The sequence below is a fragment of the Tepidibacter hydrothermalis genome (genome assembly GCF_029542625.1).
Classification (GTDB): domain Bacteria; phylum Bacillota; class Clostridia; order Peptostreptococcales; family Peptostreptococcaceae; genus Tepidibacter_A; species Tepidibacter_A hydrothermalis.
Window position 1 is genome coordinate 49,207 of the sequence record NZ_CP120733.1, and the last position, 15,136, is coordinate 64,342.

Sequence of the window (15,136 nt, forward strand, 5' to 3'; positions counted from 1 at the left end):
ATCTATGGACAACTATATACATAATTTTATATAGGAGGAATATTATGGTTAATTTCCTAGAGGGTATAATTAATCCTCATGATAAAAAATTAAAACAATTAGAAAAAAGAGCTAATAATATAATTAGACTTGAAGAAAAAGTTAAGACTTTAAGTGATCAAGAATTAAAAAATAAAACTGAAGAATTCAAAAGTAGATTAAAAGATGGCCAAAAGCTGGATGATATACTAGAAGAAGCTTTTGCAGTGGTTAGAGAAGCATCTTTTAGAGTGTTTAATATGAAACATTATGTAGTTCAGTTAATGGGTGGAATATGTCTTCACGAAGGCAATATTGCGGAGATGAAAACAGGAGAAGGTAAAACTCTTGTAGCTACACTTCCTACTTATTTAAATGCATTAACAGGTGATGGGGTATTTGTTATTACAGCTAATGAATATCTTGCTTCTAGAGACAAAGAAGAAATGGAAAAGTTATATAATTTTTTAGGTTTAACTGTTGGACTTACTCATAGAGAACTAAATGTAAAACAAAAAAAAGAACAGTATAACTGTGACATAGTATACGGTACTAATTCTGAGTTTGGGTTTGATTATTTAAAAGACAACATGGTTACGGTTAATCAAAATATAGTTCAAAGAAATAGAAACTTTGCGATAATAGATGAGGTCGATTCTATACTTGTAGATGATGCTAGAACTCCACTTATTATAACTGGAGATGCAGCAAGACCATCTCAATATTATATTACAGTAGATAAATTTGTAAAATCTCTTCTTAAAGAAGATTATGAAATAGATAATGAAAAGAGAATTGCTAACTTAACTCAAAGTGGTATACAAAAGAGTGAGAGAATATTTGGAATAGAGAATATAGCTGATATAAAAAATACAGAATTATATCATCATATAAGACAGTCTCTTCAAGCTAACTGTGTATTTACTAAGGATAAGGATTATGTAGTTGCCGAAAATGAAGTTATGATAATAGATAAGTTCACAGGAAGAGCATTACCGGGAAGAAGATTCGGAAAAGGTCTTCACCAAGCTCTTGAAGCTAAAGAAAATATAGAAATAAAGAAAGAAACAAAAACTCAGGCTATGATCACATACCAAAACTATTTTAAACTGTTCAAAAAAATAGCTGGTATGACTGGAACTGCATATAGTCAAAAACAAGAGTTTAAGAGTATATATAATGTTGATGTTATATGTATACCTACTAATAAAGAAATCAAAAGAATAGATAAGACTGATCTATTGTTCAAAACAAAAGAAGCTAAATTTAAGGCTTTAATAGATGAAGTTCAGAAAAGACATCAAAAAGGACAGCCGATATTAATAGGAACTATATATATAGATGAATCAGAAGTATTAAGTAATATGCTGACTAAAAACAATATAAAGCATAAACTTTTAAATGCAAAGCAGAATAAAGATGAAGCTGAAATTATATCAAATGCTGGACAAAAGGGATCTGTAACTATAGCGACTAATATGGCGGGTCGTGGAACTGATATAAAGCTTGGAGATGGAGTAGCTGATCTTGGAGGACTTTATGTAATAGGAACAGAAAGACATGATTCAAGAAGAATAGATAATCAGTTAAGAGGTAGATCTGGACGTCAGGGAGATCCTGGTGAGAGTCAGTTCTTTATATCTCTTGAAGATTCTTTATTCTCTAAAGTGGGAAAAGAGGCATTAGATAGGATTGTAAAGATAGTTGATAAGATGAATTTGGATCCAGATGAGTCTATACAAGATAAATTAGTGTCTCAAGCTATAGATGGAATACAAAAGACTGTAGAAAATAGTAATTACAATGTTAGAAAGAATACTCTTGAATTCGACCAAATATTAAACAAGCAAAGAGAGACTATATACAACGAGAGAAACAAGATATTAAATGGAGATGATATGAGCGAATTCATCTACAGTATTTTAAAGGATACTATAGATAAAAATATAGATAGTTATACGTCTAATAGTGAATATCCTGAAGAATGGGATCTGAATTCTATACAAAATTACTTGAATGAAACGTTTAAATTAAATAACTATATAGACTTTACTAATATGGAAAGCGACGAGATTGAGAATTTAGATAAAGTTGATATAAAGAAAAAAGCATATGATAAAGCTATAGAAATATACAAGCAAAAAGAAAAAATCACTGGAGAAACACAGCTTAGATATCTAGAGAGAGTAACTTTAATGAAGAATATAGATGAAAAGTGGACAGATCATTTAGATGTTGTGGATCAAATAAGACAAGGGATAGTATTCCAATATATAGGCGGGCAAAGTCCTGTTAGAATATTCAATAAAGAGGCATATGATATGTTTTCTAATATGCTAGAAGAAATAAAAGAAACTTCTATAAGGTCTTTATTTATAATAGCTAGTATAGATGAAGAGTTAGATGAGGTTCAAAAGATTAAAAAAGAACATGAATTTAATGAAGAACAAAGAATAAAAAGAGTAGAAGAATTAGAAGATAAATATAGAATTAGTAGATGGTTTTTATCAAAAATTCCATCTAATATCCCTAATTTAAAGTTTAATATAGATATAAATGCTACAGAAGAAGTAGATGCAACAGTGAGTCTTTATTATATGGATAATGGATATGAAGAAAAATTAGATGGATATGATAAGGATGTTAAAATAAAAGGTATATACGTAACTGATTTTGAAAAATCTAAAGATAAGAATTGGGATATGGGATGGTACCAAATAAAGGTATTTGTTTTCAATCAAGAGGTAAAGCATATAGATTTTATAATAGACAAGCCATCTAGAGAATTAGAATCTCATGAACTTAAAAATATAATGTTTTTTGAAAATAAAAAAGAAATATTAGTAGATACTAATATAGATTGTTATGAAGAGAATATAAAAGGTGAACTTGTATATAATAAGAACGAAAAAACTAAGATGGACTTTGAAATGCCTGTTGAAGACAATAAGGTAAAAATCAAAATTATAAGTGCTAATGATTCATGGAAAAATGGATATTATGAGATAAAACTTAAAAAAGATGATGGAAAAATAATAGTACCATTCATAATAGTTGATAAATATACAAAAGAACAAGGCGTGTTCACTTTGAATTTAACTTCTATTAAGAAATACCAAGAAGGAACAGGAGAGTTGATAAGTATAGAATCTAATAAAATACTGGCACGTACTCCTATAAAGCTTGATGAAAATGGTAAAGCATCTATATCATTTAAATCAGATGTAATGCAAAAGGGTAGATATGAATTTAGACTTATAGATGAAGACGATATTCTTTATAGAACAATATTTATGATAGATTAAATTTAATATGAAGAGGAGGATTTAGTATGGATAATAGAGTAAAGATAAATGTACCAGAAGAACTTCAAGAGTATATGTGGTTTAGATATATGCCTCTTTCAACTTATAAGACTTATTTGGTTGTGGGTGCTACTAATTCACAACAGTTAAAAGGTCTTGAAGCTACTCAAAATATATTAAATACAAATCTTGAAGGAGGACAAGAAGAACATCCTCAAGTTATAGAAGATAAAAAAAATATATTAAATAAACTAGGGTTTGAATATCCAAAAACAAGACAAGATGATTTGGATCTTTTATTAAAGTATAAGCTAGTAGATCTTAAAAAAGATGAAGATGGAATTATGTACTATGAGTATACAAAACCAGTCCCTAAGCCAGAAGATGTTTTAAACCTTGATGATGGAGAAAAACAAATTCTTCAAAATATAAAATTTGAGGTAAAACATCAAGAAGATCTGAATCAGATATTAACACTTCTTATAAACAGCAATGGAAATATACTTACAACATTAGATCATATTCACACTATGACGAAGGTTAATCATGCGGATATAAAAACTGTTTTAGAGTATTTAGTAAATGAAGGATCTATAAAGGTTAAAACAGATAAAGATGTGAAAGATCTTAGAAAGAGCGATAAGGTTTATGTGAGTATAATTAAAGAAGTATTTGAGAAAAAGAGATTTGTAATAAGTTAAAAGATATTTACAAAATAGCTACCTAAATTTCGGATAAACGAGATATAGGTAGCTATTTTTTTATATACTAAGGGATTATAAACTTTTCGTTCTGTGGTTTATCCAAAACTTCCTATCAAAATACCGTGAATACAACGATATTTTGAATACAACTAAGATTTTATCTTATCAATAATTCTAAAATTTACGAACTCCCTCTACGGTCAGACACGCAAATTTCTTGACGAATTATTAAAGGATAAAAACCAAGTTATATTAGTCAAAATACCTAAAAATATTCACTAACATTTTGATAGGAAGTTTTAATAGTGTGAACTCTATTGTAACCCTATTTATTTTGGCGAAAAACATATATTTACTTATTTTATTTAATCATTTAAAATCTTTTAAATAAAGATTGTTTTGTTTTGTGGTAATATTAAAATGGAAATATTTTTAATGCGATTGAGTTTTGAATTTGTACTTCAAAAATTCATACTAAATGCCGATATATAGTGCATAATGTAAATATTTAGAGGGGGATAATATGAGAAGAATAAGCTTAATGTTAATATTTGTAATGATATTGACTATAATTCCTATAGATATATCAAATGCGGTAGGAATAGAAGATACGTTGACTCTTAAGAGTAGCAAAGAGAGTATATCCAAAAATCAAGTAGGGGTAAACTACGATACAACATACATAGACGTAGTATATGGATCTAATTACACTAAAGATCCATCAAAAGATATAAATACTAGTATAGATATACTAGTAAATGGAACTAAAGATGATGAAGAAAATTATAATTTTAGTGTTAATCTAACGGAGCATAAAATTAGAATATCTTTAAATAATCCAAGTAAAAGGTTAAATTCTAGTTCTTTATATACAGTACATATTGTTGCTGGGTTATTTAAGGGTAGTCCAGAGATAAACTATAATTTTGTTACAAAGTCAGATAATACAAGTCAAAGCGGGATTATAACTAAGACTGAGTGTAGTGGAGGTACTATAACTTATACTTTTGTTGATGATATTGATGATATAGATTTCAATTCTAATGCTAAAGATAATATTCAAAACTACATAACATTGACGTCTTCTTTAGTAGATAATTTAAAGGATGATATAGATAACCCATATGTAGTTGATGATATATCTAATTATGAATGGAACATAGATGCTGATGATTCTAAGAAACTTATCGTTGAAAGAATAGATAAAGGAGATTTTAAAAATCTTTCAAAGTATATAGTTACGTTAAAGGCAAACAGTATACATCTCAAAAATGCAGATACTATATATAACCAGCAAAATATTGTAAACTTTAGTACAGATGATATATTTAGCAGCACAGATCCTATTGATTCGGCAGATAATGTAAGTACACATCCGACTATAAGTGTAAAGTTCAAAGCTACATATCCTATAGATAGCAATATAGATAAGACTAAGGTAACTCTTATATCAAAAAGTGGAAGCATACATACTAATGTTCAAGATTATGTTTATGTAGACATTGATTCTAATTCTTTGAGAATAGATATTAATAATTTGTATACTGATACAAACTTTAAATTATCAAACGATGAAGAGTATACGGTTAAAGTAGCATCTGGAGCGGTTAGCTTAAAAGGTAAGACAGATTTAGATGGCAATCCATATAAATATAACAAAGATATAACTTTTAAATTTCACACAATGAATAATAAACCTGAGGTAAAAGAGACTATACCTGCAAACAATTCGGTAAGTAAATTTGATGAAAATAATTTATATAAAGATTCAGATGGAACGTATTATTTGACAGCTATATTTGATGATTTAGATGGAAGTATTAAATTGTATAATGACAAAAAAACTCCTAGTGGATTTAATCTTCATTTTGATGGAAGTAGTGAAGATCTAATAGACAAGACAAAGGAGATTAGAATAGAGTATAAGTCATCTTATAAAAAGACATATATATACATACCTATAAAAGAAAAGCTTAATTCGAATACAGAATATAAGTGGTATGTGCCTGAAAATGTAGTAGAAAATGGTGTTGATGAAAAAGGAGAAAAACTTTTAAATAGTTCAGCATCATTCTCATTTTCAACGACTCCAATGCCTACAGTATCAAGGATTGTAGATGCAACTGTAGGTGAGGATTATGATGAAGATAAACCTATAATATTAGAAGGTGGAATGTTCTATTCTGGAGGAGTTGCGGTATACTTTGAAAATGAATTCGGAGATAAGGAAAGAGCTGAAAGAGTAGTTATAGATGGTAATATAGTTAAGGTGTATCTTCCAGATGGAAGTGATAGATTAGAACCTGGAACTTATAAGATAATAGTTGAGAATGATGATAATCACAAAATTATTGTAGAGTTTGATACAATAAGTGTTATCAAAAAAGGTGAATTTACACCAGAAGAAGATAAGAAAGTAATCAAAGATGATTCTAAGGGAAAAGTTGAAAAGAATATGAAGGTGAGTGAAGATACATTAATACTTAGTTCTTCTTATAAAAGTAAGAGTACTTTAGACTTAGATTTAGATGAGATTATGGGCGCAGATAGTGTAGTTAGAAAGATAAAGTATGAGGGAAGTAAAAGTAGCATATATTCAAATCTTAATACAAAGTCAAAGTATGCAGATATAGATATATACAATTTAAGACCTATTGATTATGATAAAGATAAAGATGTTGTTGCATCTCTTGGAAGGGTTGAACCGTTGGTTGTCGATAGTATAAAAAATAAGTTAAGATCAGCTCATATAGTATCTGATTTTATCCAGGTTACTGGAGATAATTTTACTTTTGATAATGTAAACATTAGAATTCCATATGAGTATGCAGGTGAGAATATAAATGTTTTAAGATATGATGAGGAAATGAGAAACTGGTACACAGTTCCATTTAGTATCGATAGAGTAGATAAGAATGTATATATTAAATCAAGTAGAAAAGGAATATTTGTAGTAGTAGATTAAGGAGGGGAAATATGAAACGTATTAATTGGATTAAAAGGGTTACATCTTTTATTCTTGTGTTTATGATGGTGTTTGGGATGATGCCATGGCAGAATATCAGTGTTCGTGCACAGGATATTGGTGAAGGTCTAATCGTTGATTCGGTAGAGTTATTTAAATCATACGATGAAAAAAACAATATTAAGATGTTCATCAAAGTAATTGCTAAGAATGGTAGCGATATTAGCACATTACAAGTGAAGTATGAAGATAGAAATGGATATCCGAAGGCGCTTACAAAAGATGATGCAGTTTCTTCAAAAACGTCTGTGATATTTGAATTTCCTAAAGAACAAATAAATGATTTTACAGGGATCATTTTTCTAAATGATTATGCATTAAGAGATTTAACTTTTAGTGGTATCCCTACCGTAATTCAAGCAGTACCAAAAAACATAAATATTAGTCAAACGACTCCAAAACCAAGCTTAACTATAAATGGTTCAGATTTAGATAAGCTAGATACAATAATAGATGGATATCAGATAAAAGGATATACTAGAGTTAATGCTCGTCCAACAGAACTTAAAGACATGTGTGAAACACCAGCGGCAGATATAAAAAAAACACCATCTAGTTTAACTGTAGAGAACTTGAAGCATCCTGGGGCTTTAGGAACTGCAGATATTATTTTTGAAAAGACAAAAACTACATCGGATATTAAGATATCCGTTTCACATAGATACCTTTCTAGCTTTAGGTTTGTTCAAGATCTAAATATTGAAAATTTAAAGATGTATCCTAACGTAGGAACAAATGGAGATTACTTATACATTGAAGGAAAAAATCTTCAAAAGCAAGATGTATATTTTTTAAATATCAATGGAATAGATGGATATCTACCAGAGAATCAAGCTGAGTTTGTAGATTTTAAAGAAAAAATTAATAAAGATAATGAAAATAGATTAACGGTTAAGGTTCCTGCTGGAATACCAATAGGGCAAAAATATAATGTATATGTAACAGAAAAACAAGACTCAGAAATCATTGGTGAAGAAAAGGTTCCTGGAGTTTTTACAGTGGTAGATAAAGAAAATAAAGCAACTATTGATGATATATATCCTCCATCAGGATCTGATCAAGGTGGGTATGCCGTTGGAATTATAGGAAAAAATATTACTACCTTAAATATTCCAGGATTAGATGTAAACTATACTACTACGGATATAAGTTCTACTAGTGTAGATGGAACAACAGAATTAGAATTAAAATATCCAGATGGAAATTATAATGGCGTAGCTGTAACGGAAGTAACAAGAAAAATATCTGTAGTAATGGGAAATCAAGCAAAGTTTCAAAAAGAAGATGGAAAATTTAAGTTTTCCATAGGAAGTCAAGATCAAATTTCTATATATCCACAGAAGATAAACATAGAAGATAATCCAATTGTAGATGTAACGGCAACTATTATAACAACATTTAATGCTAATGGAACAGAATATAAATTTATAGAAATGCCAGAGAAAAAACAAGGGTTTGAATATATTGCAAGTTCAAAATTACCCATAATAGAATCAGTAACACCAGAAAAAATTCAGATTATATCAAATGCAGAGGGGAAATTTAACATTAAGGATGACATACTTCTTTCTATAAAAGGAAATAATTTCTTAGTCAATAAATATACAGATACTTCAAGCAATACAAGTATTATCAATTATCCTCAAGTGATTTTTAAAACTGTGAATGATAAAAATTTAGATAATTATGAAATTAAGGTATATTTTGAAGATGGAAAAGCAAAGGTCGCTTATAGGCAAAATGGAAAAACTGAAATATTAGATAAGACAAGCGATGGTAGAAATTTAGATTTTTATGTTTTAAAGGATAATAGAGTAGTAAATGGATTAGAAGGAAATGAATTAGGAAATAGAATTGTTGTAAAGTTACCAAAGGAAGTAATTCTTTCTATTGCAGGGTTTAAAAATGTACAGGTGGTAAATCCAACAAGAAATTCTAGCGATCCAGGGCAAAGTCAGATAAAAGTTGCGGCTGTAAAATTTGTAAATGTAAGTGATAATCCTGTAATTGAAAGTGTAAACCCAGATATGATTACAGTAGAAGGTGGAGATGCTATTGTTGTTAAAGGTAGTAATTTCCAAGAAGGATGTAAGGTTTTAATAGATGGAAAAGAAGTTTCTGGAGTTACAAGAGAAATAGATAAGCTTGCAAATCAAATTATATTAAAATTTAATGCACCTCCAGGTAGAGAAGGAGAAACCCAAATTCAAGTAATCAATCCTTCTGGTGGAATTGCAATTGCTAAGTTTACCTATGTTATTTCCTTTAAAAAAGACCCAAAGTTAATAGATCTTACACCAAAAAAGGGAACTAATAATACCCTTGTTGTAGTAAATGGAGATAATTTTTTAAAGCCAGATTCAGCAATATTAGATACAACTGGAATAGGCGCATATAAATTGATTGGAACAAGAATATTAATGGATGGAAAAGACATTAATAAATACACAGGACCAAATAATACACCAGAATTTGAGGACTATACAGCACCAAATAATGAAATATTAATGACTATAGTAGATGAAAAAATAAAGGTTTCTGATTTTTATAAAAATGCAACTATAGAAGATACAAGTAATAAGATTTATGATTTTGATATAGATGAAAATAGAAATCCATATATTGTTAATAAAGATAATGAAAAATATACATTTAAAATAAAAAATGGAAATATTGAAGGTGAGAAGGAAGATGGAACAAGCTACCCAGTAACGCTAGAAATGAATAAGATTACTATAAATGAAACTACTCCTATAGATTTATCTGTAACAATGGATAATAAAATTCTTTCTATAGGAAAAAGATTAGATGGAGGAAAATACGTAAAGCTTTCAGACTATTATCACAGTATTATATTTAAGGATGATACTGGAAAGTTTTATAGCCTTGATGTTAATCCAAAAGGTTCTATTATCTTAACGGGAACGCCAGGTGCTAATACTGAAGAAAACAAATATATTTTATCCTTGAACAAAAGCGGTAATATTATTGCTACAAAAGGGTCTGATTTTCCTGTTACCGTTACGAATGAAGGAATACAAATGAATGGATTAACACTTAAAATGCAAACAGCGTATGCTAAAGATGTAAAAGATAAAATAACTGGAAATAGAGTAAAGGTAATAAATAGGAACCAAATTATATTTTATGTACCGAACTTAGAAGTAGAAGGAAAAGGAGCAGGCCCTTATGATGTGTCTGTAAAAAATCCAGATACAAAAACAGATACAAAGCCAGACAGCTTTGTATATTTCAATAATCCACAGAGTAAGCCAATTATCTCAGATATTTATCCAAAGGAAGGCTCTACTGAGGGTGGATACACTATTACTATCTTAGGAAATGATTTTGAGGATACGAGCAAAGTATATATTGGTGGAGTGATAGTTGATAAAGAAGATACTCAGCTTAAAAATAAAAACACCTTGATTGTGAAAGTTCCTAAATATACAGGAAATATGGATGAATTAGAAACAGATAGAGTGACTGTTCCGGTTGTTATCGTTAATTATGATGCAGGAAGTGCAAGCAAGGAAGATGGCTTCACTTATGTAAAACCTAATAGTACACCAAAAATTGATAGAATTCTTCCGAACGAAGGAAGTGCAGCAGGGAATGAGATTGTAGAGATTTGGGGTTATGATTTTAGATTTTCTGAACCATATAAGAATATGACAGGAGGTTCAGGATTTGATGAGGGAGATACTTTAATCGATTTAAATTACAATAATAAGTGGGATAGTGAAGCAAATAAGAGTGAGTGGAATATACAAGAAAATCTTCCTCAAACAGTAAAAATATATGACAAATATTATAATTCACCAATCTTACCAAAGGTATATTTTAATAATAAAAAAGCCAAGATTGTGGAATGGTCTAGAGGATATTTAAAGGTAGTTACACCAGAGAATGTAGCTGGAGAAGCTGATGTTTATATTGTAAATAATGATTCAGGTATATCCAATAAAGTTTCATACACATACAAAAGCTCCAATCCAAAAATAAATAAAATCTTACCTCCTGTTGGAAGAAAAATAGGGCAAGATAACGTAGAGATTCATGGAGAAGGATTTGTAAGCAGCAATATGAACATATATAAAGATTTTGAGAACGTAGAATCTGTATTTATGCCTGTAGTTAAATTTGGAAATATAACCAACAGAGATATTCCAAGAGATAAAGATAACTCAGGAAGAATTGATGCAGGCCATGCAACAGTAAATTTAGCAGGAAATCTTACAGTCTATTATAATAGAGACGATCAAAATCTGACTGCAATCATTGAAGAAAATCAAAAAACATATAAAGCAGTATTTTTAAAATATAATGAAGAAGTTCGTTATATTCCTGTCTCTTTATTAGGTTATCCAGGGTATGAGTTAATTAGAGTAGAGGTGCACGATGGAAGACTTATCGTAGAAAGAGGATATGCTCCAGAAACAAAGCTAATTAGTAGTGAACAAATGCAGCTTAAAACGCCTTCTTATTACACAATAGGAAAAGTACCTGTAACGATAATGAATCCAGATGGTGGGAGTGCAACTGGAGAGTTTGAATATAAAAATCCAGACAGCCATCCACAGATTACTGAAATAACTAGAGAGGGTCAAGCTTCTATAGTTGATAATATAAATGGAAAAGATGTTAAAGTAGTCAAGGTAAACTATAAAGGTGGTAGTATAATAAGCGTAAAAGGATCTGATTTTAGAGAAAATGCAAAGATATCTATAGGAGATATAATGGAAATTGATTATGAAAATATAAATCCAGATCTTCCTAGTAAACTTACGTTTAAAATAGATGGAGTAGATGAAAGTGAGATAGGAAAGCTTCATAAAGTAGTAGTTCAAAATGAAGATGGAGCATTTGCAAGTTCAGATGACGAAAATTTAGATATTCCTATATACATAGTATTTACAAAAGGAGAAACTTCTCCCAAAATAGACACAATAACTCCAGATAGAGGTCTATCAAAAGGAGGAGAAACGGTAGTTATAAAAGGACTTGATTTTAGAGAGACTATGGAAGGATATGAGCCTAAGAAAATAGCTGTATACTTTGGAGAAATAAAGGTTGAAGAGAAATATATTAAATTCATAGATTACAGAACTATAGAAGTAATAACACCTAAAAGTGATCCAAAAACAGTAGATGTTAAGATAGAAAATCCTGATGGAGAAATGTCAAATTCGGTTGAATATACATATTTGAGTGATCCAGATATAACTCAAATAGTAGATGCAAAGGATAATTCTATTAATATATCTACTATATACGTAGATGGAGGACAAGAAATACAGATAAAAGGAAATGACTTTATGTCTGGAGCTAGAGTTGTATTCAGTCCTGTTCTTAAAGAAGCTACAGATACTGATACAGATATAATAACTATTGATGGTAAAAATTATGTTTTAGTATCTGGAACTGATGGTACTGCTGAATTCATAGATTCTCAAAATTTAAAAGTTACGACTCCTGCTGGAAAACTAGGATCTAAAGGAGTTATGATAATCAATCCAGATAAAGCTGGAAGTAATATATATGATGTAGTTTATGTAATAGATCAAATAGATGCACCAACAGGTGTAAAAGCGGATCTTATATATGACAAGTATATAAAGATAGATTGGAATGAAGTAAAAGATGCGACATCTTATGAAATATATGCAGTAGAAGATGATAAGGAAATGTATCTTGTTGGGACTACTGATTTAACTACATTTATATACAGAGATGTAAAATCAAAGACTGACTATAGATTCATAGTAAAGGCTATAGGTGAATTTGGATTATCAAAAGGTTCATCAAAAAGTAATGAAGTGACAACTAAATCACATTCAGGATATGAGGATAAAGATGGAGAAATAAATGAAAAAACATCTATAAATAGATCTGGAAGTACTGTTAACGTGTTAATAGGAACAGATGATTATGATGAGAAGGAAACTGTTATAGATCTTACAAAGGGAGAATATGCAGGAGCAAAAGAAGTTGTTATAAGTATACCAGCAAGGGTTGCTACAAGTTACTTAGCAAAGGATGTAAAAGTAGTTTTAAGTGACATGTATGTTAAGTTTAACCCTACTGTATTTAATGTATCAAAGCTTTATGAAAGTAAGGATAAGGATAAAGCAGGGGTTAAATTCAAAATAGGGATTAATCAACAGAATGCTTCAACTTCTTTATCTAATGAGTATGAATTAAAGGCTGATGTATTCATTGGAGAAGATAATACTAGTATAGATTATCTAAAAAACAATATGGATATATCACTTGATTTTGATTCTGCTAAAGCAGATCTTAGAAGGATGAGAAATATATCTCTTAGAAGATATGATGAATATAAAAATGAATGGACTTATGTAAAGCAGAGAATGGACAATTATTCTACTTCTATTAACTCTCCAGTAAATAGACTTGGAAGATATTCAATTATAGGTAGTAGGAGGTAAATCATGAGAAAAATATTATCTTTAACAATTATATTTGTATTGAGTTTTTGCACATTGGTTCACGCAGATCAATTCTCTCCGTATCTAGATAACTATATAGAGGGTTATATAAAAGATGTATTAGATGGAACAGTTCAAATTGAAGAGTACGATGGTACTCTTCATACCTTGAACTTTTCAAATGAAGCGATATATATAATAGATAATAGAGATGCTATGCTTATAGATTTTAAGCCTGGAATGGAAGTATATGCGACTCTTAAAGGAAAAAAAATAGACTATATAGAGAGTTATTCAACTCAAAATACAGGATATATACCTGAAGGATCTAAGGTTAGAAGTGGAACAATTCAAAAAATAGATAGAAACCAAATAAATTTAAGATATATAACTGGAGATGAAGAGACATTTCACACAACACCTGCAACACAAGTGACTAAGAATGGACAAATTACATCTTTAAATACGTTATATGTAGGAGATAAGGTTCGATTCTTATTTGATAAAATAGATTCAAATGTAATAAATAAAATACAAGTAGATAATCAATATACAAGTATAAAGTCTTTATATAAAGCTACAATGAAATCAACTGATGATATATCAGAAAATATATCACTTGTAAATTTAAAGACTTTAAAAAATGGTAAATGGGAAAAAACAAATAATTATACTACTATACCTTACAACAATGAAGTTCCTGTATATTCAAATGGATCTAAGATAGAATACAGTGATTTAAAGTATTATGCAGGAAAAACTGTTTATTTGGTAGTAAAAGACTTTTTTGGAACTGAAAAGATAGAGAGATTAGTTGTAAAGGATTCTTATGAATACAATTTTTCTGATAAAATAGAAGATATAAACTTCTATAGTGATAAATTTGAGCTTTCAAATAAGAAGAATATATCTCTTAATGATGGAACTATAATAATCAAGAATTCGAGACTTGTAGATAAATACTCTATAAATTCGAAGTCAGATGCATTTGTAGTAGCAGAAGGAAGAAATAATTCTTTATCAGCAGATGTAGTGTATATATATAATGAAGATATAAATAATTCTAGTATAGGTCAAAACTACATATATGCCTCAAAACTTGATGAGATAGATACTTATTCAGTTAAAATAGAGGATTTTAATGTTTTAAATGAAAATGAATGGGAATCATTTGATTCTGAAAAAGATTTATATTATGATGAAGATACTTATATATACGATTTAGTAAATGATAAGAAGCTTACAATAGATGAATTCTCATCACTAGATGCAGACCATAAAAAGTATTATGGATATATATATAGTGATGGAGATAGAATAAGTTCTATTTATGTAAACGACAAGATGGATTCTTTATCTAGACAAAGAACTACTATAGGTATGGTTGAATCTCTTGAAAATAATGCTAAGATAGGATGGGCTATAAAGATTCAAGATGCAAAAGATTGGAGCGAAAGAAAAGAATCGTGGATGTTAAAGAAAGTATCTATAAATGTGAGTATAGATAAGAGTTTAATTATTAAGGATGGAAAACGTATAGGTTATGAGGATATACAAGTTGGAGATAGGGTGTATATGGTTAGGGATGATATATACTCTAAAGTTCTTATAGTTAAGTAGTGCTTAATGCAC

Annotated in this window: 5 protein-coding genes; all 5 read left to right on the forward strand. The window is 29.3% G+C overall.

Translation table 11 applies throughout. The features are described from left to right. Nucleotides 1-44 precede the first annotated feature (44 nt). Entirely contained in the window at nt 45-3,323 is a 3,279-nt protein-coding gene (secA, locus tag P4S50_RS00165; RefSeq protein ID WP_277732486.1) for a preprotein translocase subunit SecA, read from the forward strand. A 26-nt stretch (nt 3,324-3,349) separates the two neighbouring features. Then, complete coding sequence (locus tag P4S50_RS00170; RefSeq protein WP_277732487.1) at nt 3,350-4,024, forward strand: DUF6042 family protein; 675 nt, start codon at nt 3,350-3,352, stop codon at nt 4,022-4,024. 526 nt (nt 4,025-4,550) lie between these two features. Beyond that, complete coding sequence (locus tag P4S50_RS00175) at nt 4,551-6,992, forward strand: Ig-like domain-containing domain (protein ID WP_277732488.1); 2,442 nt, start codon at nt 4,551-4,553, stop codon at nt 6,990-6,992. 11 nt (nt 6,993-7,003) lie between these two features. Beyond that, the gene (locus P4S50_RS00180; protein WP_277732489.1) at nt 7,004-13,504 is read left to right on the forward strand and encodes an IPT/TIG domain-containing protein; all 6,501 of its coding nucleotides are present in this window, start codon (nt 7,004-7,006) and stop codon (nt 13,502-13,504) included. A 3-nt stretch (nt 13,505-13,507) separates the two neighbouring features. After that, entirely contained in the window at nt 13,508-15,124 is a 1,617-nt protein-coding gene (locus tag P4S50_RS00185; protein WP_277732490.1) for a hypothetical protein, read from the forward strand. Nucleotides 15,125-15,136 lie beyond the last annotated feature (12 nt).

Bases quoted from the DNA above. Each gene is read 5' to 3' on its own strand.
- P4S50_RS00170 (WP_277732487.1), top strand. From the start codon at position 3,350: ATGGATAATAGAGTAAAGATAAATGTACCAGAAGAACTTCAAGAGTAT.
- secA (WP_277732486.1), top strand. From the start codon at position 45: ATGGTTAATTTCCTAGAGGGTATAATTAATCCTCATGATAAAAAATTA.
- P4S50_RS00185 (WP_277732490.1), top strand. From the start codon at position 13,508: ATGAGAAAAATATTATCTTTAACAATTATATTTGTATTGAGTTTTTGC.
- P4S50_RS00180 (WP_277732489.1), top strand. From the start codon at position 7,004: ATGAAACGTATTAATTGGATTAAAAGGGTTACATCTTTTATTCTTGTG.
- P4S50_RS00175 (WP_277732488.1), top strand. From the start codon at position 4,551: ATGAGAAGAATAAGCTTAATGTTAATATTTGTAATGATATTGACTATA.